The sequence below is a fragment of the Halalkalibacter urbisdiaboli genome (genome assembly GCF_002156385.1).
GTDB lineage: Bacteria > Bacillota > Bacilli > Bacillales > Bacillaceae_D > Halalkalibacter_A > Halalkalibacter_A urbisdiaboli.
Genome location: NZ_MVJM01000003.1, coordinates 616,626 through 637,590 on the forward strand (window position 1 = coordinate 616,626; position 20,965 = coordinate 637,590).

Below are 20,965 nucleotides of genomic sequence, written 5' to 3' on the forward strand. Positions count from 1 at the left end.
TCACATCATTTTCAGTGGCCTTTTAGCAATGAGCGAATCTATTGCGCTTCAGAGAGTTTTGTGAATGGAGTTTTTACAGTGCGCTCTCGTTTTAGAGGATGTCTTTTTTTAAAATTGAAAAGTTCCTTTCGAAATGATGGATAGATTAAACGCTGAACAATGATAATCCTAGTTCGTTCTCGGTATAAAAAATGCATGAGAGGCTGCGGTAAAACTGATTTTCGGATAATAAGACATTGCATTCGGAGCGGATAAGAGAACTAAATTACAACTAGGGCCTATTTGTTCTCTAGTTAAATCAATTAACTTTTTTCCTACCCCACGCTCTTGATGTGTGGAAATGACAGCAAGGTCGGATAAATAACAGCAATAACTAAAATCTGTCATAGAACGGGCGACACCAATTAATGCTTGTTCATCCCATGCGGAAATAAGTAAAGATGAATTGTTTATCATTTGTTGAAGACGTTTTAAGTCATCATAAGGTCTTTTAATCCCTGATTGTTCAAATACATTTGCTAATTGTTGAGCTGAAATCGGGTGATTTACTTTATATGTAATAGTCATGATTTTTCGTCCCTCATTTCTATTAATGGTAGGTAACCTTTTTGCATTGCTAAAAACATTGCATGACCAATTTCGCTATTCTTCCACTCACCAGTACAAACAGCAGTACAAGCGTCTTCTAGTGAAATAAGGTGAACGTTCTTGATGTCACAATCAACCTTTGTAGCTAAAAAGGTCGTATCAGGAGCGAAATACAGATGACATTCTTCATTAGTCATGTAAGCACACCGGTAAACCATTCCTAATTTATAAAGAGTAGTGGTGGTATAACCTGTTTCTTCTTGGAGCTCTCGAACCGCAGCAAGTCTGATCGATTCGCCTTGCTCGACCCCGCCTCCAGGTAATTCATAGGTGGTGTCCGATACAGGAGTGCGTTCCTGTTCAACGATGAGAATATGACCATGATGAAGAGCTAATACAGCAACTGCTGCTGGTTCTTTTTCTTTAACAAAACATTCAGTGTCATTTAATTGAAAAATAACGCGGTCCTTATTCTCAAAAATCACATTTGCCATGGTTCATCTCCTTTTGTAAAATGTAAACAAGTCCAAAAAATGAAGCTTTTACTAAAAGAGTTTACCATATATTGTGAGGAAGTGGAGAGAAAATGACAAAAGAGGAAGCCTTAAGCATCATAAAACAGTTACGTGAAAAAGAAATCGCATCATACCGGGTAAGTAAAGATGATTTTCTACAATTTAGAGCGGCTCTAACAGAGCAGGAGGATATGAGAAGCTTTCGAGGGAATGCGCAACATGGTGGAGAAGCGATCTATACATATGAGCCGGGCTGGACAAAATAAGAATGAAAAGGTAATCACCAGTAAACCCTATACATGAGGTGATTGATATGACAAAAAATAAAAAAGAAAACAGGGTTTCTCAAACGTATGACACGGGAAAAATTGGACTTCAAAACGAGATACGCTCTAACTTTCCTTTTGATACAACTGACCGTTATGCAGGGGATTCGGTCGATAAACATAAGGAAATGGAAAATGCCAATGAAGACATAGCAAAAGAAGAAATCTCACAAATTAATAACAATTCATAGTTAAGGTCCCGTTAGCTTAGTGCTAACGGGGCTTTTTATAGTGAAGCAAAAAAGTATGATTGCTGGAAAAAGAAAACCCAAGTAAAGTAGTCAGCGGAAGGGAGAGAAGGAAATGAAAAAAGGATATGTTTGGCCAAGTGAAAATGCCCAATTTCGCGATTCCATTAGTGATGTAGTCGTGAGACAATTAACTGATTTTATGGCTCATAGCTTCCATCTTTATTTTACAAACCCTGGATGGTATGACGACGGTAAAAAACTATTACTAGGGTCCGACAGGGGAAACGGTTCCAATTTATATAGTTATCATTTTGATACAGAACAGTTAACACAAATAACCGAATTTACAAGAAAGGATCAGGTTGTGATTCAAGGAACATTTCTCAACCCGATTAAAGCGGAAGCTTATTTGATCGTTAATAAGAATATGATTGCGATTGACTTAACAAATTTTTCAGAAACTAAGTTGTATACGCTTCCAAATGGATTTAAATTCGGAAATGTTAGCTGTTTAGCTGACGGTAAAAAACTAATCTTTAGTTTAACAGAAGATTTATCATCATCGATTAATAGTAATTTAGGTAGTGGCTATGTAGGCTTTGAAGAGACAGAAGCTGCTAGACCGCTTTCACAAATTTGTTTATTAGACTTAGCAACCGGTCTGGTTGAAATCGTACACGAGGAGCAGCGTTGGATCGGCCATGTCAATGCTTCGCCAAGACAAGCCGAGATGATCACATTTTGTCACGAAGGTCCATGGGATAAAGTAGATCATCGTATATGGGGCATGAATCTTAAGACAAAAAAGGTGTGGCCGATTCGAGAGGGTGCAGCTAATGAGTTTGCTGGTCACGAATATTGGCATGCTGATGGGATTCATATTGGTTACCATGGCTTTACTGAGACATTAGATCAAAAAGATGGAAAGTTTTTAGGATTTGTTCAATATGACAACAAGGGGCAGGAAGAATACGATTTTCCATATCAAAATATGCATATTCATTCAAACTCAAAGGAACTGATTATTGGGGATGGGCAACAAGCAAGTGCATATCACGGTGAAACATACAAAGATTGTATATATTTATGGAGAAAGACAGAAGGGGGAATGGAAGGGCCAAGGGTACTTTGTAAGCATCGTGGTAGCTTTCACTCCCAAAAAGTACATGTACATGCTTGCTTTAATCCAGATAGTACAAAGGTGTTATTTACGAGTGATATGTCGGGGTATGCAAATGTATATCTTGTCGATGTTCCGGCTTTTGATACGCTGCCAAAGCTTGAGGAGTTACTAAATAAATCATATTAGAGGAAAGGGAGAATGTCATGTACTTAAAGTGGCTTAATCAGAAACCGAAGCATTCAAGTGGTGTAACATGGGGAGTTCCATGGAAAAAAGGGGAACGAAAAAGAGAGGATACGTTTGTAGTAAAAAATCAAAAGGGAGAATCACTCCATGTTCAAACATGGCCTTTGGCATTTTGGCCTGATGGAAGTGTAAAGTGGTCAGGGCATTCAGCCGTATTTCAAGGGAATACAAGCAACACCTACCAGCTAGAGCTTGGGGAAGCTTTTGAACTAGAGCAGAGACTAACTGTTCAAGAGACAGATGAAGAGGTTATGATTCGAACTGGTAAAGTCGACTATGTCTTAAATAAAAGTGGAGAGCACCTAATTGAAGAAATTTGTATAGAGGAAAAAACGGTCGGATCAAAAGGGAAGTTAATAGCCATTTCGGAAAGAAGAGCAGAAGAAAATGAAGTGACAATTTCAAAAAAGCAGGAACCGTTAGTCAGTGAGATTAAAAAGATTTATGTTGAGCAATCAGGTCCAATAAGAGCAGTTATTAAGGTAGAGGGAGTACTTAAAGGGGGGAACGAAAGAAAATGGTTGCCTTTTTCAGTCCGATTTTATTTTCATGCTGGGCTTGATTCGTTTAAAATCATTCATACATTTTTTTATGATGGGAATCCAGAAGTAGATTTTATTAAAGGGCTCGGAATGGAGTTTACCGTACCGTTAATTGGTGAGCCATGGAACCGCCATATTCGTTTTGCTGGTGACGATGGTGTCTATCGGGAACCAGGTCAGTTATTATTAACGAGAAGGTATCCGGATGGAAATGGACTTTATGAAAAGCAAGTGAATGGAGAGGCTGTTGACATAACAACAGAAGAACAACGTGAATTTATGAGGCATGTTAAAGATAATGCAGCATGGAATGACTTTAAGCTTATACAGGATTCTGCGGATCACTTTAAAATTCAAAAGCGGACAAAAGTGGGGCACGCATGGGTTGACGTGACACATGGATCGAGGTCAAATGGAGTTGTTTTCGCGGGTGGAAAACAGGGAGGCCTTGCAATAGGACTGCGGAATTTTTGGCAAAAGCATCCTACTTCATTAGAGATTTCTTCTTTATTAAAGGAAGAAACAAAAATAAAAGTATGGTTCTGGTCTCCTGATGTAGAAGCAATGGATATGCGACACTACGATAAAGAGACGCATGTACTGAGTGCGTATGAAGGATTTGACGAAATGAGAGCAACACCTGTTGGCATTGCAAATACGAGCGAGCTTTTTATTAACGTTTGTACAAAAACGCCTAATCAGGAATATTTCCAAAAAATCATAGAGGACGGTCAGGAACCACCACTCTTAATCTGTGAACCTGAATATTATTATCAAACAAGAGCAATAGGTTTATGGAGTCTACCTGATCGAAGTAAGCCAGAAAAAGCCTTTTTAGAGACACAATTAGATAAGGCGCTATCCTTTTATCAAGATGAAATTGAACAACGGAAATGGTACGGCTATTGGCATTATGGTGATGTAATGCACACGTATGACAAAACGAGACATCAATGGCGTTATGATTTAGGTGGTTTTGCATGGCAAAACACTGAGCTCGGACCAAATATTTGGCTATGGTTTGCATTCCTCCGTTCGGGTAGACATGATATATTTAGAATGGCAGAGGCAATGACCCGACATACAAGTGAAGTTGATTGCTATCATTTTGGCGAATATGCCGGTTTAGGTTCTAGACATAATGTTATTCATTGGGGCTGTGGCTGTAAAGAAGCAAGGATTAGTATGGCGGGGATACACAAATTTTATTATTTTCTTACAGCTGATGATCGGACGAGAGATATTTTAGAGGAAATGAAGGATGCTGATTTCGCGACAGAGAAGTTAGATCCAATGCGAGAATTCTATCCAAAGGATCAATATCCAACGCATGCTAGAGTTGGACCAGATTGGGCAGCTTTTACTTCCAATTGGTTATCTGAGTGGGAGCGAACAGAAAATACCTTTTACAAGGATAAAATTTTGCAAGGAATCAATGATCTGAAGCAACTTCCTCACCGCCTCCTATCAGGACCTACCTTTGGTTATGATCCAAAAACGGGGAAGCTTTATCATATAGGAGATGGAAATGAAGGGGGTTATCATATGGTGATTGCTTTTGGAGCCCCTCAAGTGTGGATCGAGCTAGCTGATTTGTTAGAGGATGAAGAATGGAAAGATATGCTAGCGGACTTTGGTGAATTTTACATGCTGAGTGATGAAGAAAAGAAAACAAGAAGTGACGGAAAGCTTCATAATCGCATGTATAGCTTGCCAATGCTAGCTGCCGGTATGATTTCATATGCAGCTTGGCATAAGCGCGATGCTGAACTCGCCAAAAAGGCATGGAACACGTTATTAGATGAGTCTATAAGCTTTATGACTTTACCAATTCAAATGGAAAAAGTAAAAAGTTGGCGCACTTTATCTGAAATGCAATCAAATTCCGTCGTATCGACAAATACGATTTCACAGTGGTGTTTAAATACCATTATCGCGTTAGAATTAATAGGCGAACATCTTTCAGAAAATCAAGTGCAAGAATTGATTGATTCAGTAAAATAGTAACAAAAAAAATGACTGTAAAAATTGTGAGCTTTTTGATAAGGGGAGAGGTGTATAATGCCCCTTATCTTCCTTCTTGCGAAATAGTTCTAATGGGCAAAAAAGTGATAGAATCTAAACTGTTTTTTCGAGGGAAAGGTTGATATAACAATGGTTTTGCTACTAAGGCAATGAAATGAAATACGGTACAAAAAATGAATATTGTCGGAAATATGAAAGCGCTTTATATTTTGGTTAGCCCGAATCAATTAATTGTTAAACGGGAATTCGAAGTGGGAATTTTATAGGGGGAGATGCTTCATTTGTTATGTAGTATTGTAAAAAGTAGGAAGCGGACTTAATTAATTTATTTTAGGGGGAATGTTCATGAAACGTTCAAGACTTGTAAAATTTTTAGCACCTACAGTTAGTGCGGTTCTAATGGCAGGGTTAATTGGCTGTAGCAACGAGGCGAGCCAAGAAACAAATGAAAGTAGTAACAATAATGAGGGAACTGAACAACAAGAAGAAAGATTTCCAATTGATATTATGACGATGAATCATCAGCCTGAACCACCAACACCAGAAAGTCCAGTATGGCAGGCGATAGAGGATTATACGAATACAGAAATGAATATACAGTTTGTCCCATCAGCATCTTATGAAGAGCGTTTTAATATTACGCTAGCTTCCGGTAATCTACCTCATATTATGTTGACAGAACAAAAGAGTCCTAGTTTTATTAATGCAGTTAAGGACGGTGCATTCTGGGACTTAACAGATTACCTTGATGAATATGAAAGCTTAAGTCAAATGAATGATATTGTAAAAAATAATATATCAATTGATGGACGTATTTATGGTATTTATCGTTCAAGACCATTAGGAAGAAATGCAACGATTATTCGTCAAGACTGGTTAGATAATCTAGGTATGGATATTCCTGAAACAATTGATGATTTCTATGATGCATTGTATGCGTTTACGTATGATGATCCTGATGGAAATGGACAAGACGACACGTATGGGATGGTTGTGACTGAATATGAAGGACCTTGGGATATTATGCAAACGTGGTTTGGTGTCCCTAACAAATGGGGTGAGGATAGCGACGGTAAGCTTATTCCTCATTTTATGACAGATGAATATCGTGAAGCGTTAACATTCTTTAAGAAGTTATATGATGAAGGGCTCGTTAACGAGGACTTTGCAGTAATGGATCCTGCCCAATGGTCGAATCCAATCGTCAATGGGGAAGCAGGTGTACAAGTAAACGTTGCTGATGAAGCGAATCGTATTCAAAATAAAATTTGGAAAGAAAATCCTGACGCGGATGATGTGATGGAAATTTTCCGTTCTCCTAAAGGACCTAATGGCCATTTTAATCTTCCGACGCAAGGGTATGCAGGTATGTTTGCTATTTCAAAAACGTCTGTTAAAACTGAAGATGACTTAAGAAGAGTGCTTCAATTTTTGGATGACTTAAATAGCGAGGAAGGTCAAATATTGGCTAACAACGGTCTAGAAGGTCAGCACTATAATATTGTTGACGGTGAGCTAGATCAATTCTCATTAGAAGATGATAAGTTAGTAGCAGAGTATCAGGATTTAAACCAACTTCAAATGTTTATTCCAGAAGATAGATTTCTAGTTGGTAATCAAACAAGATTAAATAAAAAGTCTGATGAAATCATCGCTGCAAACGAGGAAATTGTTGTTGGAAATCCAGCTGAACCGTACATTTCAGAAGTGTACGCTCAAAGAGGACAACAGCTTGATAACATCATAAGAGATGCGCGCATTCAATTTATTGTTGGGCAAATAGACGAACAAGGACTTGATGAAGCGGTTGAATTATGGCTGCGTTCTGGTGGCGAAGATTACATCGCAGAAATTAATCAACTTCATGAGCAAGCACAATAATTTCATTTGAGCAGGTGGTAAGCACACCACCTGCTTTCATTTAAAAAAGGAAAGGAGAGAAGCGATATGCCGAGTTTAAAAACAGAACAACGCCTTGATATGCATCCTGTACCTGAAAATAAAATTACAAAATTAGCTCAATTAAAAAGAGATAAATGGCTATATGTTTTGTTAATTCCAGGGATTCTCTATTTTATTATTTTTAAAATTATACCAATGTGGGGGGTATTAATTGCCTTTCAAAATTACTCTCCATTTTTAGGTTTTTGGGAAAGTACATGGGTAGGCTTTTCACATTTTGAGAATTTCTTTACGAATCCCGATTTCTTTAGATTGTTACGAAACACTTTAATTTTAGCACTTTACGATTTGGTTTTCTTTTTTCCAGCACCTATTATTTTGGCACTTTTATTAAATGAGATACGATTGAGTATTTATAAACGAACAATCCAAACCCTCGTTTATGTGCCGCATTTTATGTCGTGGGTTATCATTGCAAGCATCACGTATGTCTTTTTAACGACAAGTGGTGGTGTTGTGAATGAGATTATTGCGAATATTACAGGAGAAAAAGTCTCTTTCCTTTCCCATCCAGATTGGTTTCGTCCAATGATTATCGCACAAATCATTTGGAAAGAAAGCGGTTGGGGAACAGTAATCTTTTTGGCTGCGCTCGCTAGTGTTAGTCAAGAACAATATGAAGCCGCCATTGTGGATGGGGCAGGAAGATTCCGGAGAATGTGGCATGTCACGTTGCCTGCATTACGAAGTACGATCGTGATTTTGTTGATATTACGCCTCGGTAATTTCCTAGACCAAGGGTTCCAACAGATTTATTTAATGACAAACTCTTTAAACAGAAGTGTGGCTGACGTTTTTGATACGTATGTCTATTTTGTCGGGATTACCCAAGGGGCATTTAGTTATAGTACAGCTGTTGGCTTATTTAAAGGAGTTGTCGGTCTAATCTTAATATTTGGTGCCAATTATTTTGCGAAAAGATTGGGACAGAGTAGCTTATTTTAGTCATAGATAGGGGGGATAGTGATGAGTAGTAGTATTCATAAACTTCACAACACACCAGCTGGACGTGTTTTTGATGTATTTAATCATGGTTTATTATTATTAATTGGTCTTGCAGCGTTCATTCCATTTGTGTACGTTATCGCTGGGTCATTTGCAACCGAGGCCGAGCTAGCAAGGAGAACCTTTTTCTTATGGCCAGAAACATTTTCACTTGAAGCATACAAGTATGTTTTTTCAACGGGGACATTTATAAGAAGTATCGGTGTTTCAGTATTTATTACAATTGTTGGGACGATTGTAAGTTTAGCTTTAACGATGACAATGGCGTATCCGCTATCACGAAGCAATCTCCTCGGTAAGAATATGCTCTTAAATATCATTATTTTAACAATGGTATTTAGTCCGGGAATGATTCCACTTTATATTGTTGTTCGTGCTTTAGGCTTATTAGATACGTATTGGGCGTTAATTCTTCCACTTGCGATTAACCCCTTCTACTTAATAATCGTAAAAGCCTTCTTCCAAAACTTACCGAATGAATTAGAGGAAGCGGCAAAAATTGATGGTTGTTCAGAGATAGGGATATTTTGGAAAATAGTATTACCGTTGTCTAAGCCTGTAATCGCCACCTTTACATTATTTTACGCTGTGTTTTATTGGAATGATTTTTTCCAAGCTCTTTTGTATATTAGTGACAGTTCAAAATATCCAGTTCAGTTACTACTTCAGCAAATTGTGATGCTGGCAGATATGCGAATTGGTGAGGTCGATGCACTAGTCGAACCACCAGAGGAAACATTAAAATTGGCAGTAATTGTTGTTGCAACGATTCCGATTCTTGTTTTCTATCCGTTTTTACAAAAACATTTTGCTAAAGGAGTACTATTAGGCTCTGTTAAAGGATAGGAAATCACACTGCACCCAGATCATGTTTGAACTGATCTGGGTTTTCTGCTTTCGCTTAGTAATAAAATCTTATAAAAAGTAATAAAATCGAAGCCGCTGAAAAAGGTAGAAACCAACCTTTTTCAGTGCCTCTTATTAAGTAGCAATGGATTCACTTGTTGCTCACCTGCTATGAGAAACCCACTCGTAGCAGGCTTTTAAAAAGATGGAAACGGCTCCGTACATTGCTTCGAGGGCACTGAAAAAGGGAAAAGCACCCTTTTTCAGTGCCCTCATAAAATCCTTTCTTTCAATATGAGAAAATCTAATCAAGAATGAAATCTTTGTTTATTTATCCTATAATAGTGATAGAAATGGTAAGCGGTTACATAAGATTAGATAAAACAAAGGGTAGGGGGGATATAGTGTTAAAACCTCTCAAATATTTAGAGCTGTTTAGGGGTCTAGGCTGGAAAAGTCAATATTTTCGTAAAAGCTTTATTCTTATTCTATTAATTGCATTCATCCCAGGTTTAATTTCAGGGATTGGGATTTATTGGTTTGGTGTTGGGAAGGTTGAAGAAGAATTAAGAGATTTGCATCAAAGTCAAATTTCACAACGTGCTCAAAACTTGAATGATCAGTTTATGTATTTAGAAAATTCATTATCTCATTGGGCCTTTGAACCGAGGTTTAATGCTTCATTAACAGATTTGAACTTTGTTAAGGAGTTTAAAGAAACACAAGATATTGTGCGAACATTACTCGTGTTACAGGGAAGTCATCCATTAATAAGCAATGTTGAGCTTTTTGTTAATAATCAACAAAATCCAATTATTTTTAAACCCAATTATAATGTGATAAAAAATCCGGAGGAATACCGCTTTTATCAATCTATTTTGGAGAAAGATACACATGTAAGTTGGGAGCATTTATCATTTACACCACAGGGAGTAGAGTATGAGGACCGACGACCGATTCTCCTCACGCATAATATCCCAGGTATAAGCAAAAATCCATTTGGATCGATTATCGTCACAATCGATCGCTATAAACTAGCTCAGCTACTTAAAACATTGACACCGTACAATGAGGGGGCAACCCTTCTTTTAAATGGTGAAGACGTGTTAGTAGCGACAGAAAGCTCCAATAATGCAGAATTTGCTTCTGTTCTAAGAAAACAAGTATTAAAACAAAAAAATTCGAATTCAGAAGGTGCTTTCTCGGTTACATTTAAAGATGAGACTTATTCGGTTTCATATGGTGTCATGGATCGAATTAATTCAAAATGGACGTATGTTTCCGCAGCACCGATGTCGTCAATTACGTCACCGATGCTCTTTATATCAAGGGTCATTCTTTATATAAGTATTACTGGACTCATTATTGCTTTTGTTATGTCGTGGTTTGCTTCGAAGGAAATATATAGTCCAGTTGCCAAACTAGTTCGTTTAATTGATCGTGAAGGAGAGAAGCCTTCAAAAAATAAGGATGAATTTCAAATAATCGAGCAGCAAATTCAAGAGTTGTCAAAAGAGAGTAAGTCATTACAAAATCGATTGTCGACACATATTCCACAATTGAAAGTAAGTTTTTTAAATCAATTAATTGAAGGTTATTTATATCATTACAGTGAAAAAGACTTACGTACTAGAATGATAAACTATGGATGGAGCGTTCAAGATCACGAGTTTCTTGTTGTGGATATTCAAATAATTGGTTTATCACAGTCTAATGTTTCATTAATTAACCAAGATGAAAGTCTAGTTTCCTTCGCCATTACGAATATTGTTGATGAATCAGCACAAGAATGGTTTGAGCAATTTAATAGTATAAACTTTCATGATTTATCAATTGGCGTCTTAATTATCTATGCGCAAGAGGAGGACATTGAAGAGAAAGTACAGCAATTTTCAAAGCAGATTGTTGATGTGTTAAATCGCATTTTAGAAGTACAAGTAACGATAACTATTAGCGAAGTAGCTTCCCAAGTAAAACGTATTCCGCACTTATTTGAAGAAGTAAAACAAGGGAAACGTTATCGTAATTATGAGAATAAAAATCAAATTATTAATCTACAAAAATTAGACGACTCAAGTAATATGAGCCAAATCTTCTACCCGTTCGATATTGAAAAAGAAATTCTTCAAGCGATAAGGATGGGACAGGTTGATGAGGTGGAGAGACTCATTGGAGCGTTTATTGAAGAATTAACGGTTAAAGGGGTTAAAGAAATTAATATCCAGCCTGGAATGATTCAGCTATTTAGTAGCATTCAACATGAAATCCTCCACTCTGGCATACATCCGTATGAACTTTTCGACGGTAAGAACATGTTTGAAGAAGTTGCTCAAATTAGGGAGCCGGAACGGATGATTTCTTGGCTTACAAATGAAGTGATCACTCCGTATGTGCAAATGTTAGAGGGAAGAGTAAATGTTGAATTAAAACAATTAGTTGAACAAGTTTGCGCGCTGATCCAGGAGCAATACATGGAGGATATTTCTTTAGAAAGCTGTGCAGATGTAGTAGGTACAAATCCTTACACGCTTAGCAAGGCCTTTAAAAAAATGATAGGTGTGAACTTTATAGATTACGTCACAACTTTACGCATCGACAAGGCAAAGGAGTTATTGTTAAATACGAATATGAAAATTAATGACATTTCTGAGCAAGTTGGGTATCGACATAGTTATTTTAACAGAATCTTTAAAAAACAAGTTGGCATCCCGCCAAGTCAGTATCGAAAAGTGCATGCTCAAGATCAATCAATCAACCAAGGATGATGGGACAATATTCACCATCATCCTTTTTAAAATATGGATGCGTTCGTAAGTCAGAGCGACAAAAAAGTGCTAATTTGCAAAGAAGTGATCGTTTTTGTTACAGGCTCTTGGCTCTTATCGCAAAAATGTACAATTGTAAGAAAGCGTTAACATACTTACAGTTAAAGAAAAAGGGAGTTGCATACAATGCTTCATTCTTTGCAACGTGAATTTTTGTCGCCAGCAGATGAGTTTTCACCCATTCCGTTTTGGTTTTGGAATGACCGTCTTACGCATCAAGAAATTAAGAGACAAATTCATGATTTTTATGAAAAAGGTGTAATGGGGTTTGTTCTTCATCCAAGGATCGGCATTCCGAAAGACATCGAGTATTTATCTAAGGAGTTTATGGATTATGTGAAAACTGCCGTGAAAGAGGCAGCAAAGCTGAATATGACAGTATATTTGTATGATGAAGCAATGTATCCTTCTGGTTCTGCGAAGGGAAGGGTTGTGAAAAGTAACCCAAAATTAGCAAGTCGCGGATTAAAGATGATCGAGTATCCGTGCGAAGGTACAACAAAGGTAACACTTCATTTAGAAAAAGGTGAACAGCTCTTATCTGTTCAAGTTGTCGAAAAAAGCTCAGAGAATCGCATTTTTTATCGACGTACGAAACGACTTGATGTGACAGAAAACCAAATTCAATATACAGCACCAAGTAACGGAACGTGGTCAATCGTCTGTTTTATCGAAACATTTTCAAATGGTCGTATTCGTGGAATCCATGCTGGGGAAGACGACGGGGAGAAGGAGGCACCAGCTTCTGCTGACTTACTTAATCCAGAGGCTGTACAACGATTTATTGAGTTAACTCATGAGCGCTATTATACATCCCTAGGTCCGTATTTTGGTCAAACGATTAAAGCTTTTTTTACTGATGAACCGGATATACTCGGCCGCGGGGCATCATCAGATTTAAGAGCTTGGACAGAAGGTTTTTTACAAACGTTTGTGAATGAGGGCAATCGTGAATTGGATTTACCTGTACTCTGGTTTGAGGCTGGTCCCGAGACAGCTATGATTCGAAAAAATTATAAAAAAGCAGTAAATAAGCGACTGACTGAATCTTTTTATCTTCCTTTAGCTACATGGTGCCAGAATCATCGAATTTCTTTAACAGGTCATCCAGCTGAAAGTGATGATATTGGCTTATTAGCGCATTTTCAAATACCTGGTCAGGATGTTGTTTGGAGGTGGGTAGCCCCAGAAGAAAATAAAGCGGTTACCGGGCGACATTCGACTGCTGGGAAATGTTCTGCTGATGCTGCTAGGCATCGAGGAAGACGCCGAAATTTAAACGAAGTATTCGGAGTTTGTAGTAGAGGCAGTGACTGGCATTTGCCGCTCGGCGATATGAAATGGTACTTAGACTGGTTATTTGTTCGTGGTGTAAATGTGATCACACCTCACGCTTTTTATTACTCGATCAATGGTCCTATCCGGAGTCATGAACGACCACCTGATGTTGGACCAAACCAAAATTGGTGGCCGTATTATGGAAGGTTCTCAACTTATATCAAACGTTTAAGCTGTCTCATGACAGATAGTGTTAATCAAACCGATATTGCTGTACTGTGTGAAGGAGATTTCCTCCCTTGGAATATAGCTAAACCGTTATATGAAAACCAGCTTGAGTTTAACTATTTGGAGGAGTCCCTTCTTTCAACATGTGAGATTAAAGACGGGATGCTACGAATTCAACACCAATCGTATCGACATGTTCTTATAGAGGATTGCTCAAGGCTTGATCAGCAAACAAAAATGATTCTAGAGGCGTTTATAAAAAACGGTGGTCAAGTATTTATTTTAAATGGAAACTCATACATTAAGGGTGCGCGTTTCATTCTCTCGCCTCAGGTGTTATTGCAGGAGTTAGAGAAGGTCATTCAAAGAAAAGCGATATTGTCACCACCTTGTTCAACAATGCGCATGAGTGTAGTAGAAAAAGCTGGTCAATTATTTTTCCTTTTTGTGAACGAAGGAGAAGAAGAATATAAAGGCGAGGTTTTGCTTAGCCATCTAGGTACAATAGAAAAATGGAATGCTTGGAGCGGAACAATAGAGCAAGCAAATGCAACTATTAGAGAGAATGGCTTAGTCACTTCTATACAGCTTCAGCGTAGAGAAAGCATGATTATATATCTTAACCCGAACGAAACCGAAATAGTTAACGTAGCAAAAGAACGTGATTTCAGTCATCAAGAGTCTATGGAGATAACAGGTGAATGGGAAGTAACCGCCCGAAATCAAGTAATGAAGAAGAAGGTTCTTGATTCATGGACGGAATGGGAGCGAATGGCTAATTTTTCAGGAACAGTCGATTATGAACTTAATTTTGAGTTTACTAAAGAGTCTAAACAGGTTTTTCTTGAGCTAGGTGATGTATTTGAATTGGCACATGTTTGGCTTAATGAACACGATATCGGTGTGAAAATGTGGGCGCCCTATACATTTGATATTACTGAATTCGTAAAGTACGGAAAAAATAAACTTAAAGTATCTGTTACGAATTCGAAAGCCAATGAGATGGATAAAAAGCAGTTTCTTTCGGGATTAATAGGACCCGTTTTAATAACCTACTGTACTAGTAAGGAGGAAAAGTAATGTATACACACTTTGAAGAAACAGATGTTCTTTACGAAAATCCTTTAGCGAAGCAACAAGATCTAGAAGAATGGCGTTTAGAAGGAAAGGCTAAAGTCGATTTTCATACGAATCAACTTCATATTGAAAACGAACTAGACCCAGAGAAATATGGCGATGATGCACATTGGGTACTTTGGTGTCCTGAAGAATTTCCAGGTAATATTAGTATTAAATGGGATTTCCAACCATTACGTGAGCCTGGATTATGTATGATTTTTTTTGCTGCAACTGGTCGAAACGGAGAAGATTTATTTGACCCACAACTACCGATTCGTGATGGGAAATATCCTCAATATCATTCAGGGGCAATTAATGCCTATCATCTCTCCTATTTTAGACATAAATGGCCTGAAGAACGGGCTTTTCGAACATGCAATTTACGTAAAAGTTACGGATTTCACTTAGTAGCACACGGGGCAGACCCATTACCTCCAGTTGAAGACGCGATTGGCCCATATAAAATGAAGCTTATTAAAGCCCAATCGATTGTTCAATTTTCAATTAATGGGCTACCAATATTAGAATGGGAAGACGATGGTCAATCTTTTGGTCCTGTTTTCAAAACAGGTAAAATAGGGTTTAGACAAATGGCACCGATGAAAGCGGCTTATTCGAATTTAACCGTTCATCGTGTAAGGAGGGCCTAAATATGAATCAAGGTGGCTTTATGGGTGGATTTTATCGTTTCGGCGAAGTGTTCTTTCTTATGGCCTATTTAAATGCTCTCTGGGTCGTGTTTACATTACTAGGGTTTGTCATTTTCGGTTGGGCCCCAAGTACGACAGCGATGTTTGCGGTGCTGAGAAAGTGGATGATGGGGGAATCGGATCGTCCTGTATTCTCGTTATTCCGGGAAACATATCGAAAAGAATTTTTTCGAGCGAATGCTATCGGGCTTGTGTTTGCCTTTGTTGGCTATATGCTGTATGTGAATCTTTTATTTTTTCAAGTTGAAAACCAATGGATACACGTAGGTGTTCGTTACATGACAATTGCGATATTAATTATCTGTAGTATTATGCTTACCTATATTTTCCCACTCATGGTTCATTATGAAGCTAGCATCTATCAATATTTAAAAAATTCATTGCTTGTTTCATTTTTTCAACCGTTGCGCACATTTTACACGCTTGCGGCCGCATTAACCGTCTATCATATTTTATTTACTATTCCAGGATTAATTCCATTTTTGGGGATTAGTTTATTAGGATTTGTCATTATGTGGACGACATATCGAACATTTTTGAGAATGGATCATAAACAACAACTTGAGCACGCCTAATGTCGGGGGTATTTATTCATTTCCACTTCGTTTATAATACTAGGAAGGGAATGGGTAGAAAGAGGGGCTAGCATGCTAATTGAAGAACGATATAAAAAAATAGTTGACCTTGTAAACGAACATGGGAGTATGCGAGTGACACAGCTTAGTCAAATCTGTAATGTGACAGAGGAAACGATTCGAAGAGATCTAGCAAAGCTTGAAGCCGAGGAGAAACTTGTGCGGAGTCATGGTGGTGCGGTCTCTATACAGGAGAGGCAAGTTGAAATTCCTTTTGACCGTCGTGAAATCACGAATGTTGAGCAGAAAAAGAAGATTGCTGCTGAAGCAGTTAAATTAATATATCCAAACGAGCGAATTTATTTAGATGCAAGTACGACAGCTTGGTATACAGCTTCTATTATTCCTAATATACCTTTAACAGTTTTGACAAATTCAATAAAAGTTGCCCTTGAACTTAGTGAAAAAGACCGGATTGACGTAATTGTAATTGGTGGTTCACTTAGTCAGAGTACGTTATCGTTTATTGGACCTTTAGCAGAGCGTTCATTAGAAAATTATTTTGTTGATAAAGCAATTATATCCTGTAAAGGTATTGACTTAACAAGAGGGTTAAGTGATTCGAATGAAATGCAAGCACGGTTAAAGCAAAAAGTGATGTCACTTGCAGATAAGATTATTCTTATGGCTGACTACAGTAAATTTGGTGTTAACGCCTTTACGAAGGTTGGAGCCATTACGTCGATTCATTCAATTATTACAGATGAATCGACAGCCGAGGATGTTGTAATTGAATTAAAGGAAAAAGATATTGATGTTATTGTTGCTAATTAATTGATTTAAGAGAAAGCGCACTGCTTAGTGAAGCTTTCTTTTTTTTTGTGGTGACTAACCTAGTTTTATGTTAGTGTACTTAAAAAGAGATTACTATTTAGTAACATTTGGATAAAAAGGAGGAGTTAGTGGATGAGAAATATAAAGGTTTATCATGTCGACGCATTTAGTAAGGAAGCTTTTGGTGGAAATCCAGCAGGGGTCGTACCCGATGCAACGATGCTTACAGAGGGTGAAATGAAACAAATTGCAAGAGAATTAAATCTTTCGGAAACTGCATTTCTGCTTCCAACAAAAAACGATCAGGCAGATTATCGGATCCGTTTTTTTACACCAACGACAGAAATTGATTTCTGTGGACATGCAACATTAGCAACAGCTTGGCTGTTAGCTACGGAAAATCAGCAAAATCAACACTCATCAAATGCAGCTTTGACGTTCGAAACGAATATTGGAAATGTTCCGCTTGAGTTTATAATTGAAAACAATAAACTTCATTCAGTCAAGATGACACAAGTCGAACCAAAGACAAAGTCTGTAGATTTGAGGTTAGAACAAGTAGCTAGTCTTGTCGGCTTAGCTGTAGAGGAGATAAATACGAGTTATCCTGTCCGCATTGCCTATACTGGTAACTGGCATTTAGTTGTACCAGTAAAAACGAGAAAAGCGATTGACAGCGCTATTCCAAATTTGCTTGAACTAGCAAAGCACAATAAAAGAGAAGGAATTGTCACCACGCACCTGTTTACTTTTGATAGTCAAGAGGACGATTGCTTGGTTTACACCCGTGATTTCGCACCAGCTGTTGGTGTAGAAGAAGATCCCGTGACAGGATCTGCAAATGGTGCACTTGCGGGATATTTCATGTTAGAAAATGTTCTTGAAATGGAAAATAGACAATTTAAGATTGCACAAGGACATGCTTGCGGTCGACCAGGATATTGCAATGTGACAATAGAAATCGAAAATGCTCAGCCTGTCATTAAGGTAGGTGGAAGTGCGGTTGTAACAATTTCTGGAACGTTATCATTACGAGCGACAGCTCAGTAATGAGTTCCTCCTTGCAACGTATGCTTTGAAGGATGTTTGTCGAAGCTAAGTGAGGAGGAGGTGCCACATTTGAGAATAGAAACAATGATTCTCCTTGGTTCAGTCATCGTTTTTATTGCATCAATTTGGAACTGGTTTCGATATGATCGAAAACATAAAGAGCTTTCTGGATTATTAATTGAGAATATTGAACAACAGCTAGATGTTAGAAGAACAATAGCGACGGGTTTATATTATCGCTTTAAGAATGGAAAAGATTCCTATACTGACATGACCTTTGAGGAATTTGTTGTTGATCTTTTTGAGAAAACGTATGGTGGTGAACTTTTTTATACTTCAATAGCAGAAGGCTTTGGTGTCGATTTTGAGGATCGGAGAGAGGATGGCCGTTATTTTATCCAACTAAAATGCAGTCAAGAGGACGTTTCCTTTCATGATGTCGCTTTGTTGCATTCAGCCGTAGTGAAATGGGATAGTGCTGGCGGTTATATTGCGACAACTGCAAGCTTTACGAAAGAGGCTGTCGAGTATGGGGAAGGGCTTGGTATAACCTTGATTAATGGTATTGATTTAGCCGATATGTGGCTAAAGGCCTTGCAGGAACAAGAGGAATATATGATAGAAGGTCGTCCAATCCGTACATAAAGCTCCTTAGTGGGGCTTTTTTTAATGGGTAAAATCTTAAAATAAGGAAATGGTAAAAAAGGATAGCGAAGAAGCCACTGAAAAAGGTAAAAGCCAGAGGCAACTGAAAAAATACTTCTTGTAACTCAAAGAAGAAGCAATGGTTCCACACGGTGCGCGCCTTGCTATGAGAAACCGACTCATAGCTGGATTTTAAAAAGATGGCAACGGCTCCGCACATTGTTTCAAGGGCACTGAAAAAGGGTGCTTTTCCCTTTTTCAGTGCCCGCGTAGCGAATCTCTATTCAAAGGAGTGTCTTGATGGAATGACAAAGACCTATGTTAGCTTTTTTTCCATTTTAATAAAATGGCTGTTTTGGGGTAGCCTTGTTGGTGTTTTCGTAGGAACGACAACCTCCTTTCTCCTTCATACAAATGATTTACTTGGTAAAACTCGAGAAGCCAATAGCTGGCTTATATTGCTGCTTCCTCTTGGTGGTGTCGTTATTGGGTATTTGTACCATAATTATGGAAAAAAATCATCGGAGGGAAACAATCTACTCTATGAAGGGGTTCAGGGAAAGGCACAGATGTTATTAAGGACGGGGCCCCTCGTTTATATTGGAACGTTTCTAACTGTTTTACTAGGTGGTTCAACGGGAAGAGAAGGAGCTGCCTTGCAAATGGGGGGGAGTATAGCAGAAGGATTAAACAGGCTTTTTCAAATTAGTAAGATCGACCAGAAAATTGTATTGATGAGTGGGATTAGCGGTGGTTTTGGTGCGGCATTTGGAACGCCGATTACAGGTGCTGTTTTTGGAATGGAGGTTGTGGCATTAGGAAAAATGAAGTATGAAGGAATCGTTCCTTGCTTCACAGCTAGCCTCGTTGGTCATCTTTCAACAAAGATATGGGGAGTCAAGCATGAACATTTTATCATTGAAAAGGTTCCTGAATTAACAGCAGGAACTGCCTTTAAAATTATCGTAGTTGCCATATTATTTGGATTAATAAGTGTTGCCTATTGCCAATTAAGGCATATGATACAAAGGACTTCTACAACCTACATAGGAAACCCAATGGTTATTGGATTTATTGGTGGAATCGCAATAGTGATTCTTACGTTCATAATAGGTTCAAAAGATTACTTAGGGCGTGGAATTGAAACGATTTCAGCATCTTTTACGGGAGATGTTCCTATGTTTGCCTTTTTAGCGAAGCTGATTTTTACGGCCATTACCATGGGAACGGGTTTTGTTGGGGGGGAAGCTATCCCTTTATTCTTTATGGGGGCAACTTTAGGAAATACACTATCTCCAATAATGGATTTACCTATTTCATTTCTAGCTGCCTTAGGTTTGGTCGCTGTCTTTTGTGGTGGAGCAAATACACCGATAGCGAGTATCTTTTTAGGAATAGAAATGTTTGATGGAAAAGGAATGGAATATTTTTTGATGGTTTGTCTTATCAGCTATTTAACATCGGGTCACCACGGACTTTGGCCATCACAACAAATATTTAAGCCGAAGAGTCGACTATTTAGTCTACCAGTTGGGCAAAGTATTTCCACTGTTGAAAAGAATAAGAAAAAGTAACTTGCTTAAAATTTGTAAGTGTTATCGAAGGTTTTGTATAATTTAACCAGAAAGAGAAAATAAATTTGAGGAGGAGAAACATGATTTTTGATCAGTTAGAGTTTGCGCGTGCAAAAGTAATCAAGCTATTAGAAGAAATTGATGAAGAAAAGCTACGAAAAACACCAACTGGTTTTAACAATCATATCCTTTGGAATGCGGGTCATATTTATGCTGTTCAGGAAGGATTAACGTTTGGTGTGACAAAGCAGCAAACGAAGCAATTAGAAGAGCTTAAACTGCTTTTTGGTGGAGGTACGAAGCCTGCTGATTGGACGAAAAGTCCACCTTCGCTAGAAGAATTAGTATCGTTACTTAAGGAACAGCCTGAACGAATTCGACATACATTCACAAATCGTTTGGATGAAAAAATAGAGAAGCCATTATCATTTCCGGGATTAACACTAGCGACCGTCGAGGATCTCCTAAGCTTTTCTTTATTGCATGAAGGGATGCATATTGAAACAATGAAGCTATACAGTAAAATCGTTTAAGTAAAAAAACTTCTCATTCAAGGTTTTCCTTGTATGAGAAGTTTTTTTATGTCTAGGAAATGGCGGGCCTTATATTTCCCTGGCAAGCGCAAAAAAACAGAGGATTCAACAAAAAAAATAATCTAGCGTCACCATTCTATAGTGATGATGTTTAAATAATTTTAGGTAGCATTCTGTTCACAAAATGTTCACTTATGAGGGAATTTTACAGTAGCTATAATACCA

Annotated in this window: 18 protein-coding genes; 16 read left to right on the forward strand and 2 right to left on the reverse strand. The window is 37.9% G+C overall.

The features are described from left to right. Positions 1-168: 168 nt before the first annotated feature. Complete coding sequence (locus B1R93_RS17355; protein WP_088105208.1) at positions 169-567, reverse strand: GNAT family N-acetyltransferase; 399 nt, start codon at positions 565-567, stop codon at positions 169-171. Further along, complete coding sequence (locus B1R93_RS17360; RefSeq protein WP_088105209.1) at positions 564-1,082, reverse strand: NUDIX hydrolase; 519 nt, start codon at positions 1,080-1,082, stop codon at positions 564-566. Before B1R93_RS17360 ends, B1R93_RS17355 begins: the two co-directional genes overlap by 4 nt. A 92-nt stretch (positions 1,083-1,174) precedes the next feature. Between B1R93_RS17360 and B1R93_RS17365 the strand changes: the two genes are divergently transcribed. The 16 genes from B1R93_RS17365 (at position 1,175) to B1R93_RS17440 (ending at position 20,740) form a co-directional block, all read left to right on the forward strand. Next, a complete protein-coding gene (locus B1R93_RS17365; protein ID WP_088105210.1) occupies positions 1,175-1,369 on the forward strand; it encodes a hypothetical protein in 195 nt (64 codons plus the stop codon). Positions 1,370-1,416: 47 nt separating this feature from the next. Next, on the forward strand, positions 1,417-1,620 hold the full coding sequence (locus B1R93_RS17370; RefSeq protein ID WP_088105211.1) for a hypothetical protein: 204 nt from the start codon (positions 1,417-1,419) through the stop codon (positions 1,618-1,620). 112 nt (positions 1,621-1,732) lie between these two features. Then, entirely contained in the window at positions 1,733-2,929 is a 1,197-nt protein-coding gene (locus B1R93_RS17375) for an oligogalacturonate lyase family protein (protein WP_088105212.1), read from the forward strand. 17 nt (positions 2,930-2,946) lie between these two features. Beyond that, on the forward strand, positions 2,947-5,535 hold the full coding sequence (locus tag B1R93_RS17380; RefSeq protein ID WP_088105213.1) for an exo-rhamnogalacturonan lyase family protein: 2,589 nt from the start codon (positions 2,947-2,949) through the stop codon (positions 5,533-5,535). A 366-nt stretch (positions 5,536-5,901) separates the two neighbouring features. Further along, positions 5,902-7,437 (forward strand): extracellular solute-binding protein, encoded by a 1,536-nt coding sequence (locus B1R93_RS17385; protein WP_088105214.1) that lies wholly within the window; start codon positions 5,902-5,904, stop codon positions 7,435-7,437. A 99-nt stretch (positions 7,438-7,536) separates the two neighbouring features. Further along, complete coding sequence (locus tag B1R93_RS17390) at positions 7,537-8,463, forward strand: ABC transporter permease (protein WP_245308365.1); 927 nt, start codon at positions 7,537-7,539, stop codon at positions 8,461-8,463. 21 nt (positions 8,464-8,484) lie between these two features. Continuing rightward, complete coding sequence (locus tag B1R93_RS17395; protein WP_088105216.1) at positions 8,485-9,369, forward strand: carbohydrate ABC transporter permease; 885 nt, start codon at positions 8,485-8,487, stop codon at positions 9,367-9,369. Between the two features lie 404 nt (positions 9,370-9,773). Further along, the gene (locus B1R93_RS17400) at positions 9,774-12,134 is read left to right on the forward strand and encodes an AraC family transcriptional regulator (RefSeq protein ID WP_245308316.1); all 2,361 of its coding nucleotides are present in this window, start codon (positions 9,774-9,776) and stop codon (positions 12,132-12,134) included. 186 nt (positions 12,135-12,320) lie between these two features. After that, positions 12,321-14,780: a glycosylhydrolase-like jelly roll fold domain-containing protein gene (locus B1R93_RS17405; RefSeq protein ID WP_088105218.1), complete on the forward strand. Its 2,460-nt coding sequence runs from the start codon at positions 12,321-12,323 to the stop codon at positions 14,778-14,780. Continuing rightward, positions 14,780-15,469, forward strand: coding sequence for a DUF1961 family protein (locus B1R93_RS17410; protein ID WP_088105219.1), 690 nt, complete (start codon positions 14,780-14,782; stop codon positions 15,467-15,469). Before B1R93_RS17405 ends, B1R93_RS17410 begins: the two co-directional genes overlap by 1 nt. Before the next feature lie 2 nt (positions 15,470-15,471). Next, on the forward strand, positions 15,472-16,104 hold the full coding sequence (locus B1R93_RS17415) for a YesL family protein (protein WP_088105220.1): 633 nt from the start codon (positions 15,472-15,474) through the stop codon (positions 16,102-16,104). Between the two features lie 72 nt (positions 16,105-16,176). Further along, positions 16,177-16,938: a DeoR/GlpR family DNA-binding transcription regulator gene (locus tag B1R93_RS17420; RefSeq protein WP_088105221.1), complete on the forward strand. Its 762-nt coding sequence runs from the start codon at positions 16,177-16,179 to the stop codon at positions 16,936-16,938. 132 nt (positions 16,939-17,070) lie between these two features. After that, complete coding sequence (locus B1R93_RS17425) at positions 17,071-17,988, forward strand: PhzF family phenazine biosynthesis protein (RefSeq protein ID WP_088105222.1); 918 nt, start codon at positions 17,071-17,073, stop codon at positions 17,986-17,988. A 69-nt stretch (positions 17,989-18,057) separates the two neighbouring features. After that, positions 18,058-18,633, forward strand: a complete 576-nt coding sequence (locus tag B1R93_RS17430; RefSeq protein ID WP_088105223.1) for a restriction endonuclease — start codon at positions 18,058-18,060, stop codon at positions 18,631-18,633. 305 nt (positions 18,634-18,938) lie between these two features. Further along, positions 18,939-20,207: a chloride channel protein gene (locus B1R93_RS17435; RefSeq protein WP_088105677.1), complete on the forward strand. Its 1,269-nt coding sequence runs from the start codon at positions 18,939-18,941 to the stop codon at positions 20,205-20,207. An 80-nt stretch (positions 20,208-20,287) separates the two neighbouring features. Continuing rightward, positions 20,288-20,740, forward strand: a complete 453-nt coding sequence (locus tag B1R93_RS17440) for a DinB family protein (protein ID WP_088105224.1) — start codon at positions 20,288-20,290, stop codon at positions 20,738-20,740. Positions 20,741-20,965 lie beyond the last annotated feature (225 nt).

Excerpts from the sequence above, each read along its gene's own strand:
- B1R93_RS17355 (WP_088105208.1), bottom strand. The coding sequence starts at position 567 with ATGACTATTACATATAAAGTAAATCACCCGATTTCAGCTCAACAATTA.
- B1R93_RS17360 (WP_088105209.1), bottom strand. The coding sequence starts at position 1,082 with ATGGCAAATGTGATTTTTGAGAATAAGGACCGCGTTATTTTTCAATTA.
- B1R93_RS17365 (WP_088105210.1), top strand. The coding sequence starts at position 1,175 with ATGACAAAAGAGGAAGCCTTAAGCATCATAAAACAGTTACGTGAAAAA.
- B1R93_RS17370 (WP_088105211.1), top strand. The coding sequence starts at position 1,417 with ATGACAAAAAATAAAAAAGAAAACAGGGTTTCTCAAACGTATGACACG.
- B1R93_RS17375 (WP_088105212.1), top strand. The coding sequence starts at position 1,733 with ATGAAAAAAGGATATGTTTGGCCAAGTGAAAATGCCCAATTTCGCGAT.
- B1R93_RS17380 (WP_088105213.1), top strand. The coding sequence starts at position 2,947 with ATGTACTTAAAGTGGCTTAATCAGAAACCGAAGCATTCAAGTGGTGTA.
- B1R93_RS17385 (WP_088105214.1), top strand. The coding sequence starts at position 5,902 with ATGAAACGTTCAAGACTTGTAAAATTTTTAGCACCTACAGTTAGTGCG.
- B1R93_RS17390 (WP_245308365.1), top strand. The coding sequence starts at position 7,537 with ATGCATCCTGTACCTGAAAATAAAATTACAAAATTAGCTCAATTAAAA.
- B1R93_RS17395 (WP_088105216.1), top strand. The coding sequence starts at position 8,485 with ATGAGTAGTAGTATTCATAAACTTCACAACACACCAGCTGGACGTGTT.
- B1R93_RS17405 (WP_088105218.1), top strand. The coding sequence starts at position 12,321 with ATGCTTCATTCTTTGCAACGTGAATTTTTGTCGCCAGCAGATGAGTTT.
- B1R93_RS17410 (WP_088105219.1), top strand. The coding sequence starts at position 14,780 with ATGTATACACACTTTGAAGAAACAGATGTTCTTTACGAAAATCCTTTA.
- B1R93_RS17415 (WP_088105220.1), top strand. The coding sequence starts at position 15,472 with ATGAATCAAGGTGGCTTTATGGGTGGATTTTATCGTTTCGGCGAAGTG.
- B1R93_RS17420 (WP_088105221.1), top strand. The coding sequence starts at position 16,177 with ATGCTAATTGAAGAACGATATAAAAAAATAGTTGACCTTGTAAACGAA.
- B1R93_RS17425 (WP_088105222.1), top strand. The coding sequence starts at position 17,071 with ATGAGAAATATAAAGGTTTATCATGTCGACGCATTTAGTAAGGAAGCT.
- B1R93_RS17435 (WP_088105677.1), top strand. The coding sequence starts at position 18,939 with ATGACAAAGACCTATGTTAGCTTTTTTTCCATTTTAATAAAATGGCTG.
- B1R93_RS17440 (WP_088105224.1), top strand. The coding sequence starts at position 20,288 with ATGATTTTTGATCAGTTAGAGTTTGCGCGTGCAAAAGTAATCAAGCTA.